The 17,569-nt window shown below is 60.5% G+C and carries 15 protein-coding genes; 8 read left to right on the forward strand and 7 right to left on the reverse strand.

All coding sequences use genetic code 11. The annotated features are described in order from the left end of the window. Window positions 1-5: 5 nt before the first annotated feature. From pilV to elbB, 3 genes are all read right to left on the reverse strand, one after another. A complete protein-coding gene (gene pilV / locus PKE98_RS03260) occupies window positions 6-563 on the reverse strand; it encodes a type IV pilus modification protein PilV (RefSeq protein WP_271193828.1) in 558 nt (185 codons plus the stop codon). Between the two features lie 147 nt (window positions 564-710). Next, the gene (locus PKE98_RS03265) at window positions 711-1,229 is read right to left on the reverse strand and encodes a GspH/FimT family pseudopilin (RefSeq protein WP_271193829.1); all 519 of its coding nucleotides are present in this window, start codon (window positions 1,227-1,229) and stop codon (window positions 711-713) included. Window positions 1,230-1,283: 54 nt separating this feature from the next. Continuing rightward, window positions 1,284-1,949 carry an isoprenoid biosynthesis glyoxalase ElbB gene (gene elbB, locus PKE98_RS03270; RefSeq protein ID WP_271193830.1) on the reverse strand — a complete coding sequence of 222 codons (666 nt, stop codon included), beginning with the start codon at window positions 1,947-1,949 and terminating at the stop codon, window positions 1,284-1,286. Between the two features lie 306 nt (window positions 1,950-2,255). On the opposite strand from elbB, the gene PKE98_RS03275 reads away from it, so the two are divergent. Then, window positions 2,256-3,494: a sterol desaturase family protein gene (locus PKE98_RS03275; RefSeq protein ID WP_271193831.1), complete on the forward strand. Its 1,239-nt coding sequence runs from the start codon at window positions 2,256-2,258 to the stop codon at window positions 3,492-3,494. On the opposite strand, the gene PKE98_RS03280 is transcribed toward PKE98_RS03275, so the two are convergent. Beyond that, window positions 3,495-4,049, reverse strand: coding sequence for a DedA family protein (locus PKE98_RS03280; RefSeq protein ID WP_271193832.1), 555 nt, complete (start codon window positions 4,047-4,049; stop codon window positions 3,495-3,497). It lies immediately after the preceding gene. A gap of 210 nt (window positions 4,050-4,259) precedes the next feature. Here PKE98_RS03280 and hemB point away from each other — a divergent pair, with 210 nt between their 5' ends. Continuing rightward, window positions 4,260-5,273 (forward strand): porphobilinogen synthase, encoded by a 1,014-nt coding sequence (gene hemB, locus PKE98_RS03285; RefSeq protein WP_271193833.1) that lies wholly within the window; start codon window positions 4,260-4,262, stop codon window positions 5,271-5,273. 19 nt (window positions 5,274-5,292) lie between these two features. Further along, a complete protein-coding gene (gene ppk1, locus PKE98_RS03290) occupies window positions 5,293-7,635 on the forward strand; it encodes a polyphosphate kinase 1 (protein ID WP_271193834.1) in 2,343 nt (780 codons plus the stop codon). Between the two features lie 141 nt (window positions 7,636-7,776). On the opposite strand, the gene ppx is transcribed toward ppk1, so the two are convergent. Then, the gene (gene ppx, locus PKE98_RS03295; RefSeq protein WP_271193835.1) at window positions 7,777-9,279 is read right to left on the reverse strand and encodes an exopolyphosphatase; all 1,503 of its coding nucleotides are present in this window, start codon (window positions 9,277-9,279) and stop codon (window positions 7,777-7,779) included. A gap of 348 nt (window positions 9,280-9,627) precedes the next feature. Between ppx and trxA the strand changes: the two genes are divergently transcribed. From trxA to PKE98_RS03315, 4 genes are all read left to right on the forward strand, one after another. Further along, on the forward strand, window positions 9,628-9,954 hold the full coding sequence (gene trxA, locus PKE98_RS03300; protein WP_108097951.1) for a thioredoxin TrxA: 327 nt from the start codon (window positions 9,628-9,630) through the stop codon (window positions 9,952-9,954). 261 nt (window positions 9,955-10,215) lie between these two features. Then, the gene (rho, locus tag PKE98_RS03305) at window positions 10,216-11,475 is read left to right on the forward strand and encodes a transcription termination factor Rho (protein ID WP_108097950.1); all 1,260 of its coding nucleotides are present in this window, start codon (window positions 10,216-10,218) and stop codon (window positions 11,473-11,475) included. Window positions 11,476-11,598: 123 nt separating this feature from the next. Beyond that, entirely contained in the window at window positions 11,599-13,065 is a 1,467-nt protein-coding gene (gene ubiD / locus PKE98_RS03310) for a 4-hydroxy-3-polyprenylbenzoate decarboxylase (RefSeq protein ID WP_271193836.1), read from the forward strand. Then, window positions 13,065-14,033 (forward strand): CDP-6-deoxy-delta-3,4-glucoseen reductase, encoded by a 969-nt coding sequence (locus tag PKE98_RS03315; protein WP_271193837.1) that lies wholly within the window; start codon window positions 13,065-13,067, stop codon window positions 14,031-14,033. Before ubiD ends, PKE98_RS03315 begins: the two co-directional genes overlap by 1 nt. Window positions 14,034-14,097: 64 nt before the next feature. Here the strand turns inward: PKE98_RS03315 and PKE98_RS03320 are convergent, their stop codons facing one another. Then, window positions 14,098-15,075, reverse strand: a complete 978-nt coding sequence (locus PKE98_RS03320) for an NADPH:quinone oxidoreductase family protein (protein ID WP_271193838.1) — start codon at window positions 15,073-15,075, stop codon at window positions 14,098-14,100. Between the two features lie 133 nt (window positions 15,076-15,208). Here PKE98_RS03320 and PKE98_RS03325 point away from each other — a divergent pair, with 133 nt between their 5' ends. Beyond that, window positions 15,209-15,637, forward strand: a complete 429-nt coding sequence (locus PKE98_RS03325) for a flagellar basal body-associated protein FliL (protein WP_271193839.1) — start codon at window positions 15,209-15,211, stop codon at window positions 15,635-15,637. Between the two features lie 22 nt (window positions 15,638-15,659). Here PKE98_RS03325 and PKE98_RS03330 read toward each other — a convergent pair whose 3' ends face one another. After that, complete coding sequence (locus tag PKE98_RS03330) at window positions 15,660-17,531, reverse strand: sensor domain-containing diguanylate cyclase (RefSeq protein WP_271193840.1); 1,872 nt, start codon at window positions 17,529-17,531, stop codon at window positions 15,660-15,662. Window positions 17,532-17,569: the final 38 nt, after the last annotated feature.

Here is a 17,569-nt window from a genome sequence, read left to right on the forward strand (position 1 = left end):
CCTCCTCAGATTTCGCTGCGCAGACGTACATGGCAGTACGCATCAGCAACCGGGCATTCGCCAGGGTTGCCCTTCCACGCCACCTGAATTTCGATGGTCTGCCCTTGTTGGGCGCACACACCGGTGCTGGGCGAGCGGCAGACGTACGTTGTGCTGGCCGGTAGGGCAGTTGAGGCGGGAAGCAACCTTGCCACCTCGGCGCGCCAGCAGGCCAACTGCGCAGCGGGTGGCGTTGGGGTAACCGCGCAGATGGCAGTGTCTGTCGATGCCGAGGCGGCGCTGCGCAGATAAACCGCCCAGTCTGCCGGCGTTGCATGGATCAGTTCCAGCAGGTCGGCGGCCAACATGGCTGCTGTGGCGCGGTGCGAGGCTTGAGCGGTGTAGGCAATGGCTTGGCCTTGCAGCGTGGCCATGCCCAACAGACCGACACCGATAAGCAGGGCGGTGACCAATACCTCCACCAGGCTGAAGCCGGCGGCGCTATGGCGTGCATAAGGTCGTGGGAAAGAGGGTGAGGTCGGTGATGCGAAGACGGGTGTTGCGGTTATCCGTGTGCTGTTCATGCTGGCGCTCCCTGTGCCATAGCCAATCGAGTCTTGCTCCTTGCCCGAGAAGGCACCTCGATTGTTTGGCTAATACTGGGGGCGAGGAAGCAGGTGCGTTACAGATGCCTGTAGGAAGGCTCACAGCGTGTGTTCGACGTTTATGAATCAGCCGCACAAGTCACTATCGCTCTGCCCGCTTTCCAGCCCCGTGCTTTGGCGTATGCGACCCTGGCGATTGATCACCAATTGCCAGGCCACACGGCGTTCGGCGGAGCACAGTACAAAACGCCCGTTACTGGAGATCATGGTGCCATTGGCCTGAAATACGATGGTCTGGTTGGCCTGTCCGGCCCCGGTCCAGCGCAGTTGGTCACGCCCTGGCTGCGGGGAAAAGCGCAGCACGGTTTGCGTGATCGGGTTGCGCATCAACCAGCCTTCGCTCCATCGATGGTCGCACTGCTGGCCGTTGCTGGAGCCACAGAGCTCGACGCGGTGGTTGCCGGTGATGGCTTCGCTGCGGGCAGTCTTGAGATGGCTCAGCAGGCTGTGCCGCTGGGTCTCCTGGCGATTGCTGTGCACGTGCCGGTCTAGAGAAGGCATGGCGATGCTGACGATGATGGCCAGCAGGCACAGGGTGATCAGCAGTTCGGGCAACGTCAGCCCGTGGGAGAGGCGTGGGGCCATGGCATAACATCCTTGTCATCGTGGGCCGTCCTGGCCGGTAGTGGGGGGGCAGGGTCAGCTGGGCGAAACGGCCAACTCCAATACCCGGTCCACCAGCTTGTTGATGCCGGAAGCGGCTTCACTGATGGAGTTGGCCAACATATAGGCCGGGGTCGTGACCAGTTTGTGCGCAGGGTCTTCGACGATGTCTTCCACCGTGCACTCCTGATGTTCGGCACCCATTTGCGAAAGTGCGGCGGCGGTGTCGGCATGGTTGCCGATAGTACAGATGACCCCCGGTCCGAAAATTTTCGCGGCCATGGAGGGTGCGATGCAGATCAGGCCGATGGGCTTTTTCGCCGCAGCAAATGCCTGCGCCAGCGCCAGCACATCAGGCTGTACGTTGAGCTCTGCGCCGTTCACGGCGAAGTCAGAAAGGTTTTTGGCCGCGCCAAAACCACCCGGCACGATCAACGCATCGAACTCTTCAGCGTTGGCTTGGCGGATATCCTTGATCGCGCCCCGCGCAATGCGCGCGGCCTCGACCAGCACATTGCGGCTTTCGGGCATCTCCTCGCCCGTGAGGTGATTGATCACATGGTGTTGGGTGATATTGGGGGCGAAACATTCTACGTCCACGCCGCGCTGGTCCAGGCGCAGCAGCGTAATGACGCTTTCATAGATTTCCGCGCCGTCGTAAACGCCGCAGCCGGAGAGAATTACAGCGACTTTCTTATGCATGGCGATTCCCCGTTTCTCGATGGGTTGGCCGAGCACTCGGCCTATTTACTCAACTCGACGCTTTCAAAGCCGCCAAGCACCCTCGACCAACTGTGCTGCCTGGTTGATATGAGTTTGGACCGCAGTTTGCCGCAAACGGTGTTATCAAAATGTCATTTACCAGCGTAACGGGCTGTTTCAGAGGCGTCTGTCGCTAAATGCCGCTCAGGTTGTCACCTGATGTCGCGGTGTAGCACGTCATCGAGAGATAGCATCCACCGCTATAGTCCCTGCAAGTGGGCGGACAATAACAATGATGGGTGAGCCATGAATTACGTCCTCTACGCCGTACCTTTTTTCTTCCTGCTGATTGCGCTGGAACTGCTCGCCGACCGTTGGCGCGGTATGCGCACCTATCGTCTGGCCGATGCGATCAACAGCCTCAGCGCCGGGGTGTTGTCGACTACGTTGGGGCTGCTGACCAAAGTGGTGGGGCTGCTCACCTACACCTTTGCCTGGCAGAACTGGGGCGTGTTCGAGTTGTCAGCGCAGAACCTGTGGGTCTGGGTGTTTGCGTTTGTCTTTTATGACTTCTGCTACTACTGGAACCACCGCCTTGGCCACGAACGCAATGTGTTGTGGGCCGCGCATTCGGTGCATCACCAGAGCGAGGAGTACAACCTGTCCACGGCGTTGCGTCAGACCAGCACCGGCTGGATTTTCGGCTGGATCTTTTACCTGCCGATGGCGCTGCTGGGGGTGCCGCCGCTGGTGTTCCTGACCGTGGCGGCCCTGAACCTGCTGTACCAGTTCTGGGTGCACACCCGCCACATCCCCAAGCTCGGCTGGTTTGAGTGGGTGTTTATCTCGCCGTCCAATCATCGGGTGCACCACGCGCAAAACGTGGTGTACATGGACCGCAACTACGGCGGCGTCTTTATTCTGTGGGACCGTCTGTTCGGCACGTTTCAGGAAGAGTTGGACGAGGAGCCCGTGGTGTTTGGCGTGACAACGCCGCTGGCCAGCTGGAATCCGTTGTGGGCCAACCTGCAGTTTTACGCCGTGCTCTGGCAGGACGCGGCGCGGGCCGGGTCACTGTGGGACAAGCTGCGAATCTGGTTTATGCGCACCGGCTGGCGCCCGGCTGATGTGGCCGCCCGGTACCCGCAGAGCAAAGCCGATCTCAGTCAGTTCGAGAAATTCCACGTGCCGCTGCGCCCGGCTCACCAGGTGTATGCCGCTGTGCAATTTGTGCTGTACGTCGCCGCCGGCAGTTACTTGCTGGCCAACGGCGCAACGCAAAGCGTGGCCGTGCTGCTGGGCAGTTGCGCGTGGATGGCGTTCGGGTTGTATGTGTTGGGCATGTGGCTGGAAAACCGCCCCCATGCGCTGGGGTTGGAGGCGTTGCGTTTGCTGTTGAATGCGCCGGCGTTGTGGCTGGCCGAGCAGGCTGGGCTGCTGCCGATCACGGGCCTAGGCTGGGGGATGTTGCTCGGCTACAGCCTGGCAAGTGGCGTGGCGTTGGTGCTGATGAGCCGCCGCAGTGCCAATGCCGTACCGGCCTGATCAGTCCTTGCGGGACTTGAGATAACGGCGCAGCCACAAGACGGCGCCCAGAAGCACCAGCGCACCCAGTACCCACAACTCGTACTTCTTGATGTTGCCCAGAATGCTTTCCATCACCGAGCCGAAGTGGAACGAGGCGTAGCCCAGCACGGCGGCCCAGACGATGGCGCCGATGCCGTTGAGAGTCAGATAGCGCAGCGGCGGGTAACCCGACAGGCCGATGGCCACCGGCATCACGGTGCGCATGCCGTAGACAAAGCGAAAACTCAGCACCCACAGGTCGGGATGGCGCTGGACATAACCAAGTGCCTTGTCGCCCATTTTCTGCAGGCGCGGCTTGCGCGCCAACAGACGACGGCCGTGATGGCGGCCCAGGTAGTACCAGAGTTGGTCGCCGGCATAACTGCCGAAGAAGGCCACTGCTACCACCGCGTTGATGTCCATGTAGCCACGGAACGCGAGGAAGCCGGCCAACACCAGAATGGTCTCGCCTTCGAAAAAGGTGCCAAGAAACAAGGCGAGGTAACCGAAGTCCTGCAGGAATTGTTGGAGCATCGTCAGCGTGCACAGCGAAATGAACGCGCAGCCTAACCTGCCAGCGCGTTAGGGGAAAGCGTGACGCGTCAGCCCGTAGTCTATTCAAAGGCATAACGGCCGCTGGCTGCGGCGCGCCGTCGCATAGGTGCCAGCTTTTGTCATTCTTTGGTCATAATGGCCGCCTATAACTGTCACACTCGCCCGTTTGTGCGGGCCCAGGAGTTTGCCGTGAGCTTTACCCCCGCCAATCGTTTGTTCCCCGCCACCCGCCTGCGCCGCAACCGCCGCGATGATTTTTCCCGTCGCCTGGTGCGCGAGAACGTGCTGACCGTAAACGATCTGATCCTGCCGGTATTTGTCCTCGACGGTGAAAATACCCGCGAAGAAGTAGCTTCCATGCCGGGCGTGGCGAGGTTGTCGATTGATCTGCTGCTTAAAGAAGCTGAAGCGTGGGTGGCCCTCGGTATTCCGGCATTGGCGCTGTTTCCGGTGACCCCGGCCGAGAAGAAGACCCTCGACGGTTGTGAAGCCTGGAACCCTGACGGTATCGCCCAGCGCGCCATCCGTGCACTGCGCGAGAAGTTTCCCGAGTTGGGTGTAATCAGCGACGTCGCGCTGGACCCTTTCACCACCCATGGTCAGGACGGCATTCTCGATGAGAGCGGCTACGTGCAGAACGACGTCACTGTCGATGCGCTGGTACGCCAGGCGTTGTCCCATGCCGAAGCCGGTGCGCAGGTCGTGGCACCGTCCGACATGATGGACGGCCGCATTCAAGCCATCCGCGAAGCCCTGGAACTGGCCGATCACACCAATGTGCGAATCATGGCCTATTCCGCCAAGTACGCCAGCGCCTACTATGGTCCGTTCCGAGATGCGGTCGGTTCTTCGCTGAACCTGGGTAAGGCCAACAAGGCGTCCTACCAGATGGATCCGGCCAACAGCGATGAGGCCCTGCACGAAGTGGCGGCCGATCTGGCTGAAGGCGCAGACATGGTGATGGTCAAACCCGGCATGCCCTACCTGGATATTCTTTACCGGGTGAAAGAGGAATTCCGCGTGCCGACCTTTGTCTATCAGGTCAGCGGCGAGTACGCCATGCACATGGCGGCTATCCAGAATGGCTGGCTCAGCGAGGCGGTTATCCTCGAATCGCTCACCGCCTTCAAACGCGCGGGTGCCGATGGCATCCTGACCTACTTCGCCGTGCGTGCGGCGCAACTATTAAAGCAAGGGCAGTAAGCCCGTTCGGGAATACGTGATGAACAGCGAAGGACTCAGCAAAGCGGATGGGCTGAACGACTCAACCGCCGTGGAAAAAGCAGTGGTGGAGAAGGCGGTGACGGGCAAGGCAGGGGCAGAAAAGGCAACTGTTGAAAAGCCGGTCGCTGAAAAGGCCGTCGTTGAAAAAGCGCCGGTCGACAAAGCCTCTGCGGACAAATCCACTGCTGAGCCTGCGCCTGAACCGCTGGTGGAGGAGCCGGTGCTCGCTGCGCCTGAGCCTGCACACGCCCCAGCGCCGATTCCAGGTTTGGATGACAGCAGCCTGTATATCCACCGCGAGCTGTCGCAGCTGCAGTTCAACATTCGCGTATTGGAGCAGGCGCTGGACGAGTCCTACCCGCTGCTCGAACGCCTGAAGTTTCTGCTGATCTTTTCCAGCAACCTGGATGAGTTCTTCGAGATTCGTGTGGCTGGGCTGAAAAAACAGATCACCTTCGCCCGCGAACAGGCCGGTGCCGATGGCCTGCAACCGCATCAGGTGCTGGCGCAGATCAGCACGCTGGTGCACGAGCAGGTGCATCGCCAGTACGCCATTCTCAACGACGTGCTGTTCCCCGAGCTGGCCAAGCACAACATCACGTTTATTCGTCGCCGTTACTGGACCACCAAACTCAAGGCCTGGGTGCGCCGTTATTTCCGCGACGAAATCGCACCTATCATTACGCCGATCGGCCTCGACCCAACGCACCCGTTCCCGTTGCTGGTGAACAAGAGCCTGAACTTTATCGTCGAGCTCGAAGGTATCGATGCCTTTGGCCGCGACTCTGGTCTGGCGATCATTCCTGCGCCACGCCTGTTGCCACGGGTTATCAAAGTGCCGGAAGAAGTCGGCGGCCCTGGCGACAACCATGTGTTCCTGTCGTCGATGATTCACGCCCACGCCGATGACCTGTTCCAAGGCATGAAGGTTAAAGGCTGCTACCAGTTCCGTCTGACCCGTAACGCCGACTTGTCGCTGGATTCCGAAGATGTGGAAGACCTGGCGCGCGCCTTGCGCGGCGAGCTGTTCTCCCGTCGTTACGGCGACGCCGTGCGGTTGGAGGTGGCAGATACCTGCCCGGCGCATCTGGCCGACTACCTGCTCAAGCAGTTCAACCTGAGTGAAACCGAGCTGTACCGCGTGAATGGCCCGGTCAACCTGACGCGCCTGTTCAGCATCACCGGTCTGGACAGTCACCCGGAGTTGCAATACACGCCGTTCACCCCCGTTATTCCCAAGCTGCTGCAGAACAGCGACAACCTGTTCAACGTGGTCAGCAAGCAAGACATCCTGCTGCTGCACCCGTTCGAGTCGTTCACTCCGGTGGTCGACCTGTTACGCCAGGCCGCAAAAGACCCGCATGTGCTGGCGATCAAGCAGACGCTTTACCGCAGCGGTGCCAACTCCGAGATTGTCGATGCACTGGTGGATGCGGCGCGTAACGGTAAGGAAGTGACGGCGGTAATCGAGCTGCGCGCGCGCTTTGACGAGGAGTCGAACCTGCAACTGGCCAGCCGTCTGCAAGCCGCCGGTGCGGTGGTGATCTATGGCGTGGTCGGCTATAAAACCCACGCGAAGATGATGCTGATTCTGCGCCGCGAGGCCGGTGAGATCGTGCGTTATGCCCACCTGGGCACGGGTAACTACCATGCCGGTAACGCGCGGTTGTACACCGACTACAGCTTGATCACCTCCGACGATGCACTGTGCGAAGACGTGTCCAAGCTGTTCAGCCAGTTGATCGGCATGGGTAAGACCCTGCGCATGAAAAAGCTGCTGCACGCACCGTTTACGCTGAAGAAAACCCTGCTCGACATGATCGCCCGCGAGACTGCCTCGGCGGCCGAGGGTAAGCCTGCGCACATCATCGCCAAGTTCAACTCGTTGACCGATCCGAAGATTATCCGCGCGTTGTACAAGGCCAGTCAGACCGGCGTGCGCATCGATCTGGTGGTGCGTGGCATGTGCTGCCTGCGCCCGGGCATCGTCGGGGTATCGCACAACATTCATGTGCGCTCGATCATTGGTCGCTTCCTCGAACACACTCGAGTGTTCTACTTCCTCAACGACTTCGACGAGAAGATTTACCTGTCTAGCGCCGACTGGATGGAGCGCAACCTGGATAAACGAGTGGAGACCTGCTTCCCGGTCGAAGGCAAAAAGCTGATCACGCGGGTGAAGAAGGAGTTGGAGTCTTATCTCAGCGACAACACGCAGAGCTGGGTGCTGCAATCGGATGGCCGTTATGTGCGCTCCAGCCCGACCGGCAACCAGAACGCGCGCAGTGCGCAGGCTGGGTTGCTGGAGAAACTCACCAATCCGCCGTTAAGCGTTCGCTAAATCACGTTGGGCTTCGCTGTGCTCAACCCAACCTACGCAGGTCCGTGATCCGTAGGTTGGGTTGAGCCAACGGCGAAGCCCAACAAAACAACCGCGCATAAAAAAGCCGCTCAATCGAGCGGCTTTTTTTGTAATCGCGACTCAGCGAACGCTAAGCGTCAGCCCGATTCGTTTCAGCCACTCGGCCTCCGCTTCAAAGTCCGCTTGGGTCAGCGGGTTGGCTGCCAGCCAGCCCTCGGGAAACACCAGGTCCAGGCTGTCGTCGCTGGCGCGCAGTTTTACCTTGGGCATTTCCTGGGTACCGCGGATGTGGTGGAACAAAATGGCAAAGCGCAGCAGTACGCACAAGCGCATCAGCTTGATGCCCTGGTCGCCGAACTCGGCAAATTTGTCCTTGGGAATATTGCGGCGGTGGCCGCGTACCAGCAGGGCGAGCATCTGTTGGTCCTGGCGGGAAAAACCGCCGAGGTCAGAGTGCTCCACCAGGTAGGCGCCATGCTTGTGGTAGGAGTAGTGGGCGATATCCAGGCCCACTTCATGCACCTTGCTGGCCCAGCTCAGCAGCTCGCGGTGCCATTCATCATCCAGGCCCCAGGACGCTGCCACATCGTCCAGCGCTTCCAGCGCTTTGGCCTCTACGCGCTGGGCCTGTTCCAGGTCGACGTGGTAGCGCTCCATCAACGCGCTCAGGGTGCGCTCACGCACGTCTTCATGGTGATGGCGGCCGAGTAGGTCATACAGCACACCTTCACGCAGAGCGCCTTCGGAGTGGGTCATGGTATGCAGGTCCATGGCGTCGAAAATCGCTTCGAGAATGGCCAGGCCGGCGGGGAAGATGGCGCGGCGATCCGGCTTGATGCCGTCCATGTCGAGCTTGTCGATCTCACCGAGCTTCAATACCCGGCGCTTGAGCCAGGCCAGGCCTTCGGCCGTTACTTCGCCATTGCCGTGGCCGCCGGCCTTGATGGCCAAACCCACCGCACGAATGGTGCCGGAGGCGCCGACGGCTTCATCCCAGCCCAGGCGGCGTAATGCGTGCTCGATGCCCATCAATTCCAGGCGCGCTGCGGTGTAGGCCTGAGCATAGCGGGCGGGGGTGATCTTGCCGTCGCGGAAATAGCGTTGGGTGAAACTCACGCAGCCCATCTGCAGGCTTTCGCGCAGCAGCGGCTCAAAGCGTTGGCCGATGATGAATTCGGTGCTTCCGCCGCCGATGTCGGCCACCAGACGTTTGCCTGGCTGGTCGGCCAAGGTGTGGGAAACGCCGAGGTAAATCAGGCGGGCTTCTTCACGCCCGGAAATCACTTCCACCGGGTGGCCGAGAATTTCTTCGGCGCGGCGGATAAATACCGAGCGGTTGCGCGCTTCACGCAAGGCGTTGGTGCCCACCACGCGCACCGCGCCAGGCGGCAAGCTGTTGGTCAGCTGGGCGAAGCGACGTAGGCAGTCGAGGCCGCGCTGCATGGCTTCTTCATTGAGTTCGCGTTGTTCATCGATGCCAGCGGCCAACTGCACCTTTTCGCCCATGCGCTCCAGAATGCGAATTTCGCCGTGGTCGGCTTTGGCCAGAACGATATGGAAGCTGTTCGAGCCGAGGTCGATGGCGGCGATCATGGAGAAATGCTTGGCGGGGCTTTGCGGCATGGTGTGATGGTCTCAGAGCTGTAGCGCGACATCCTGCCATGATCGGGCGCTTGCGCCAACGCGAGCGGGCCGGGCGTGATGTCGATGCTGGAGTTGTTCTTTATAGCCGCAGGTCGGGCGGTGACAAGGTGTGGCCGCGCAGTATGCCGATGCTGTACGTCGTAATTATGACCGGTGTCAGGCTACAACCTTACAGAAACGGAGCGGCCAGGACGGTTTTAAGTTCAATGCGCGATCAGCATTTGCGCAGACCACCATAGCGAAGCTCAATCGGTAGCCGCTTTCGGTGAGGACAAAGCCGGGCTATGATGGCGCCACTTTACATCCTTGCGACCCTGGAGAGTTTCCATGAGCGAATTCATCACACACGTCAGCGACGCCAGCTTTGATCAGGATGTGCTCCAGGCTGATGGCCCGGTGCTGGTCGATTACTGGGCTGAATGGTGCGGCCCGTGCAAAATGATTGCCCCGGTTCTGGACGAAATTGCCCAGACCTACCAAGGCAAACTGAAAGTGTGCAAATTGAACATCGACGAAAACCAGGACACCCCGCCCAAGTACAACGTGCGTGGTATTCCGACTCTGATGCTGTTCAAGAACGGCGCCGTCGAAGCCACCAAGGTTGGCGCATTGTCCAAGTCTCAGCTGGCTGCGTTTCTCGACAGCAACATCTAAGTCGTAAGGATTTTCTCCGTTACGCCTGAAAGCCCCGTCCTGTGCGGGGCTTTTTCATTGGTTCGGCACTAGACGCTCCGCAAAGCCGATGGTACATTCGGCCTCGCAACGGTTCCTCCGTTGCTCATCGTAAGCCGTCGCCGACGCATTCCTACTCGATACCCATCGATAAACAAGCAGGCGATCATGCTGCCTCCGCGCAGTTCAGGCCTCATAAGCTAAACGCTTATTTCCCCTCCTTATCGACTACGTCATTCCTATATGAATCTGACTGAACTCAAGCAAAAGCCGATTACCGAACTGCTAGAAATGGCCGAACAGATGGGCATAGAAAATATGGCCCGTTCGCGCAAGCAGGACGTGATTTTCTCCCTTTTGAAAAAGCACGCGAAGAGCGGCGAGGAAATCTCCGGTGATGGCGTGCTGGAGATCCTCCAGGACGGCTTCGGCTTCCTTCGTTCCGCCGATGCCTCGTACCTGGCCGGCCCGGACGACATTTACGTTTCGCCTAGCCAGATCCGCCGCTTCAACCTGCGCACTGGCGACACCATCGTTGGCAAGATCCGCCCGCCTAAAGAAGGCGAGCGTTACTTCGCGCTGCTCAAGGTCGACACCATCAACTTCGACCGCCCCGAGAACGCCAAGAACAAGATTCTGTTCGAAAACCTCACGCCCTTGTTCCCCAACAAGCGCCTGGTGATGGAAGCCGGCAACGGCTCCACCGAAGACCTGACCGGCCGCGTCATCGACCTGTGTGCCCCTATCGGCAAGGGTCAACGTGGCCTGATCGTGGCACCGCCCAAAGCCGGTAAAACGATCATGCTGCAGAACATCGCGGCCAACATCACCCGCAACAACCCCGAGTGCCATCTGATCGTTCTGCTGATCGACGAGCGCCCGGAAGAAGTTACCGAAATGCAGCGCACCGTGCGCGGCGAAGTGGTTGCTTCCACCTTTGACGAGCCGCCAACTCGTCACGTGCAGGTTGCCGAAATGGTGATCGAGAAGGCCAAGCGCCTGGTCGAGCACAAGAAGGACGTGGTGATTCTGCTCGACTCCATCACCCGTCTGGCGCGTGCCTACAACACCGTGATCCCGAGCTCCGGCAAGGTGCTCACCGGTGGTGTCGATGCCCACGCCCTGGAGAAGCCGAAACGCTTCTTCGGCGCCGCGCGTAACATCGAAGAAGGCGGCTCGCTGACCATCATCGCCACCGCGCTGGTTGAAACCGGCTCGAAGATGGATGAAGTGATCTACGAAGAGTTCAAGGGTACCGGCAATATGGAGCTGCCCCTGGACCGTCGCATCGCTGAAAAGCGCGTATTCCCGGCCATCAACATCAACCGTTCCGGTACCCGCCGTGAAGAGTTGCTGACCGCTGAAGACGAGCTGCAGCGCATGTGGATCCTGCGTAAATTGCTGCACCCGATGGACGAGATCGCCGCTATCGAGTTTCTGCTCGATCGCCTCAAAGCGACCAAGACCAACGACGAGTTCTTCCAGTCGATGAAGCGCAAGTAACTCACGCGCGACAGGCAAAAGCCGGGGAAACCCGGCTTTTTGCTACCTGCGTGGCGCCCTCGCATTGGGCTCGCAGGCTAAACTTCGCACATCAATTTCGAGCGCCCTACACGAGGCTCAAGCATGCAGTATCGCGATCTGCGCGACTTTATCCGTGGCCTGGAACAACGCGGCGAGCTGAAACGCATCAGCGTACCCGTATCGCCCGTGCTGGAAATGACCGAAATCTGCGACCGCACCCTGCGCCGCAAAGGTCCGGCCCTGTTGTTCGAAAACCCCACCGGGTTCGATATGCCGGTACTCGGCAATCTGTTTGGCACCCCCGAGCGTGTGGCCTTGGGCATGGGCGCCGAAGCGGTGAGCGAGCTGCGCGAAATCGGCAAGCTGCTGGCCTTCCTTAAAGAGCCGGAGCCACCCAAGGGCTTGAAAGACGCCTGGTCGAAGCTGCCGATTTTCAAGAAAATCATTTCCATGGCGCCCAAGGTGGTCAAAGACGCGCCGTGTCAGGAAGTGGTCGAGGAGGGCGATGATGTCGACCTTAGCAAGCTGCCGGTACAAACCTGCTGGCCGGGCGATGTCGGGCCGCTGATCACCTGGGGCCTTACCGTCACCAAGGGGCCAAACAAAGACCGGCAGAACCTCGGCATTTACCGCCAGCAAGTGATTGGCCGCAACAAGGTGATCATGCGCTGGCTCAGCCACCGTGGCGGCGCACTGGATTTCAAGGAATGGTGCGACAAACACCCTGGCCAACCCTTCCCGGTGGCTGTGGCCCTGGGGGCGGACCCGGCGACCATTCTCGGCGCCGTTACCCCGGTCCCCGATAGCCTCTCCGAATACGCTTTTGCCGGCTTGTTGCGCGGCAACCGTACCGAGCTGGTCAAGTGCCGTGGCAGCGAGCTGCAGGTGCCGTCCAGCGCCGAGATCGTGCTCGAGGGCGTGATTCATCCCGGCGAGATGGCCGACGAAGGCCCCTACGGCGACCACACCGGTTACTACAACGAAGTGGATCGTTTTCCGGTGTTCACCGTCGAACGCATTACCCGGCGGCAAAAACCGATTTACCACAGCACGTACACCGGCCGGCCGCCCGATGAGCCGGCGATTCTCGGCGTGGCATTGAACGAAGTGTTTGTGCCCATCCTGCAAAAGCAGTTCCCCGAGATCACCGACTTCTACCTGCCGCCCGAGGGGTGTTCCTACCGCATGGCGGTGGTGACCATGAAGAAGCAGTATCCGGGGCATGCCAAGCGCGTAATGCTGGGTGTGTGGTCGTTTTTGCGCCAGTTCATGTACACCAAGTTCGTTATCGTCACCGACGACGACATCAATGCGCGGGACTGGAACGATGTGATCTGGGCCATTACCACGCGCATGGACCCCAAGCGCGACACCGTACTGATCGACAATACGCCGATCGACTACCTCGACTTCGCTTCGCCGGTTTCCGGGCTCGGCTCGAAAATGGGCCTGGACGCCACCCACAAGTGGCCGGGCGAAACTAGTCGTGAATGGGGCCGGGTGATCGTCAAGGATGAAGCCGTTACCCAGCGCGTCGATGCGATGTGGAAGGACCTTGGAATAGAGTGATGAAAGTAACCCTGCAACCCTCCGGCGCGGTGCTGGATGTGAACCCCGGCGAGCGTATTCTGGATGCCGCGCGGCGCCTCGGTTATCAGTGCCCGCAAGCCTGCCGCAATGGCAACTGCCATATCTGCGCTGCCTTGCTGGTGGAGGGCTCCGTGCAGCAGAACGGCGAGGCTCGTGACCACGGTGAGCTGTTCACCTGCCTGGCCGAACCGCTGGAGGATTGTGTTTTGCATTGGGATGGCGTTCTGGCCCCGGGCGAGCTAACGGTGCGCACGCTGCGGTGCCAAGTGGTGGCCGTGACGGACGTGGGCGGCGACGTCTGGCGCGTCAGCTTGCGCGCCCCGGCGGGCAAGCCGCCGCGTTACCACGCCGGCCAATACATATTGGTACGCCGCGATGACGGTGAGCAGTCAGCGTTCTCGCTGGCTTCGGCGCCGTCTCAGGGGCGTGAACTGGAGCTGCATATCCTCGGCCGTGAGGACAGCGCGCTGAACCTGCTGGCCCAACTGCAGCGCGAGCCGCTGGTGGAAGTGCAGATGCCGTTTGGCGATACGCACCTGGCGGAGTTGCCAGATGGGCCGCTGATTCTTATCGCCGCCGGCACCGGCATGGCGCAGATGCACAGCCTGATCGAACACTGCCGCGCGGCGGGCTTCAAACACCCGGTGCACCTGTATTGGGGGGCGCGGCGGCCGGAAGACTTTTATCAGTTGCCGCATTGGGCTGATTGGCAGCAGATGCCGAACCTGAGCCTGCACCAGGTGGTCAGCGATGTATGCGGCTGGCAAGGGCGTTGTGGCTTGCTGCACGAAGCCGTACGCGAAGACTTCCCTGATCTCAAGCCACTGCATGTGTACGCCAGCGGCTCGCCGGTGATGGTGTACGCCACGTTGGATGCGCTGGTGGACGCGGGGATGGATGCGCACCAGATGCGCGCTGACGTATTCGCCTACGCACCTCGTGAGTAGCCGATCACCAAGAAACAAAAAAGCCGCCCTCGGGCGGCTTTTTGTTAGGCGCAAAGCAGGCGTTTTAGCGCACCTGTACTACCACTTTACCCACAGCCTTGCGCTGGCCCAGTGCGTTGATCGCAGCGGCAGCATCGGTGAGTGGGAAGGTCTGCGAGACCAGTGGCTTGACCTTGCCTTCAGCAAACCACGTGAACAGTTGCTCGAAGTTGGCCGCATTGTCGGCTGGCTGGCGCTGGGCGAATGCCCCCCAGAACACGCCTACCAGCGATGCGCCTTTAAGCAGGGTCAGGTTGGCGGGCAGCGAGGGAATGGTACCGCTGGCAAAGCCAACCACCAGGAAGCGGCCGTTCCACGCGATGGAGCGGAAGGCTTCCTCAAACAGATCGCCACCAACCGGGTCGTAGATCACATCCACACCTTGGCCGCCGGTGAGCTCTTTGAGTTTGTCCTTAAGGCCGCCTTCGCTGTAGTTGATCAGCTCGTCGGCGCCAGCGGCTTTGGCTACTTCCAGTTTTTCCGCGCTGCTGGCGGCAGCGATAACGCGCGCGCCCATGGCTTTGCCAATTTCTACCGCGGCCAGGCCCACGCCGCCGGAGGCGCCGAGCACCAGGAGGGTTTCGCCCGGTTGCAGGTTGGCGCGTTGTTTGAGTGCGTGGATCGAGGTGCCATAGGTCATGCCGAACGCGGCGGCGCTGGCGAAGTCCATGCCGGCCGGGATCGGCATCACGCTGTAGCCAGGCACGGCGACCTGTTCGGCGAAGCTGCCCCAGCCGGTCAGGGCCATTACGCGGTCACCGGGTTTTACGTGGGTGACTTTTTCGCCCACGGCAGCGACAACACCCGCCGCTTCACCACCCGGCGAGAACGGGAACGGCGGCTTGAACTGGTATTTGCCTTCAATGATCAGGGTGTCCGGGAAGTTCACGCCGGCGGCGTGCACGTCGAGCAGCACTTCGTTCTTTTTCGGTTCTGGGCTGGCGACTTCTTCCAGTACCAGGGTTTCGGCTGGGCCGAAGGCTTTGCACAACACGGCTTTCATTGGAGTGTTCCTCGCAGAGTTATGGCTTGGCAGTGTAGGTGCGTGGCCGCGAGGGTCAACGAGCATGGCTTGGCCTGATAAAGGTGTATAAGCGCCGGGCTATCGCTATGCTAGAGCACACACCCAGTCGAGGATGCGCACTGTGAAAGCTTGGTTTGTTCTGTTGATGGCCCTCTCTCTGCCGTTCGCGGCCATGGCCAAGGAAGAGGGTGGCGGTGAAGGCGAAAAGGAAGGCAAGACGCCGACCGTGGCGTATATCAGCCTGGTGCCCGCGCTGGTGGGCAACTACGGTACTGGCCCCAAGCTGAAGGTGTTCAAGGCCGATATTGCCTTGCAGGTGACCGGCAGCGATGCCGAAGCCAAGGTCGAGCACCATGAGCCGCTGATTCGCAATCAACTGGTAATGCTGTTTTCCCAGCAGACCGACGAGTCCATGGGCAACGTCGAGTCCAAGGAAAAGCTGCGCCAGGAAGCGTTAAAGCAGGTGCAGGACGTGCTGACCCAGGAAGAGGGCAAGCCTCTGGTGGAAGACCTGCTCTTCAATAACCTGATCGTCCAGTAAGTTGAGCAGTGAGTAACGCCCGTCAGCTCTTGCGCCACACGCAGGTGCAGTTACGGCCCTGGTGTTTGGCCTGGTACAAGGCCTGGTCGCTGTGGGCCACAAGGCTGTCGGGGTGGCTGTCGCGGTTGGGCGTCACCGTGCTCAAGCCGATGCTCGCCGTCAGGCACGACAGCGGGCTACCGGGGTGGGGCAAGTGCAACTCAGCCAGCGCGTGATGAATGCGCGCGGCAATCAGCTCGGCGCCAGCCTGGTCGGTATTGGCCAGAATCAACGCAAACTCTTCGCCGCCGTAACGGCACACCGCATCGCCATCACGCAGCAGGCAGCTTTGCAGAGCTGTCGCCACTTTGCGTAGCGCATCGTCACCGGCCAGATGACCAAGCTGGTCGTTGTAGGCCTTGAAGTGATCGACATCCAGCATCAGCAAACTCATCGGCGCGCCAATGCGTTGCAGGCGCCGCCACTCGCTGTGCAACTGATGGTCGAAGAAGCGGCGGTTGTACAGGCCGGTCAGGCCGTCACGCTGGGACAGGTGCTGTAACTGTGCTTCGAGCTGCAGCCGCTCGTTGTTATCGCGCGACACGCCAATCAGGTACTCGTGGCCATTGACCTGCACCAGTTGCGCGCTGATTTCGGCCGGTTGGATGCTACCGTTACGTCGGCGCATTTCCCGCTGGAAGATCTTCCCCTGGTTGTCGTGCTGGGCCTGACGTACCAGTTCCACCCAGGCGTGAAAGCCCAGCAGCAGGCTTTCGGGGTGGTCACGCAATTGCTCGCGGAATTCGTCGGCGCTGTAGCCCAGGCTGCTGTAGGTGGCCTTGTTCATATGCAGGATGTTGCGGTTCTGCGGGTCGATGATAAACAGGCCGTCGCGGCTGGAGTCCGTCAGGTCGACCACCAGTTGCAGGCGTTCTCGACTGTCGCGCAGCACCTGCTCGATCAGCTCGCGATTGCCTACTTCCTCGTTCAGGCGGCTGTTGCTGGCGAGCAGGTCGCCGGCGCGGCGGGCGTTTTCCAGTGCCAGCGCCAGGGCGGCAATCAACAGCAAGGTGGTGATCAACCCGGCACCCAGCACCACCATCGGCAGTGGGCTAGACAACTGCTGGGCTAGTTTGCGGGTTGGGTTGAGCTGCAGGGTGAAGTTGCGATTGTTTAGCAGGTGCAGCGGCAGTTCCTGTTGCAGGCCGGCACTGAAGTCGGCCTGTTCGCGGCTGTAGAGCGGGCGGCCAAATTCCAGCAAGCGTACGTTGAAACCGGCGCTGTCGACGGTGTCGAGCAGCTCGTCCATCAACGTCTGAACGCGGAAGATGCCTTGCACGAAGCCATCGAATGTTCGCTCGCCACGGTCGTTCTGAATATACAGCGGCGTGTACAGCGCAAAGCCTCGGCCACCTTGTACCAGCTCGAAGCTGTTGGAAAACACCGCCTTGCCCTGGGTCTTGGCCTGCATGGCCAGTAGGTAATTGGGGTGCGCAGGCGTGAGCTGAAAATTGGCCGCTGCTTCGTTGCCGGCCATCGGCAAAATCCAGCGCAGGCGCAAATCGGCATCGGCCCACTGAATGGCCTGATAACCGCGGAAGTGCTGCAATGAGAAACGCGCTTGCAACTCCCACTCGTCACGGCTCAAGCGGCCATGGTGCTGCCACAGCTCGGCCACGCGGTAGAGGTCTTGCGCCTGAGTGGTGAGGCCGCCTTCCAGTTGCCGGGTCAGCAGGCGCGCCTGGGCGGCCACGCGCTCATTGGCATGGGCCCGCTCGATGGTGACCATCTTCTGCCACAGCAGCAAACTGGCGCCGAGCAACATCACGGCCAGCAGTACCAGCGCCAGGCGTGCGCGCCATGCCGGGCGCTCGGCGGTAATCGACGTGGTGTCGCGCAAGCTGTCTAGTTCCATGCACAGTGTCCGTGTTGCTTAATGCAGAGCCAAAAACT

The organism is Pseudomonas turukhanskensis, from assembly GCF_027922365.1.
Taxonomy (GTDB): Bacteria; Pseudomonadota; Gammaproteobacteria; order Pseudomonadales; family Pseudomonadaceae; genus Aquipseudomonas; species Aquipseudomonas turukhanskensis.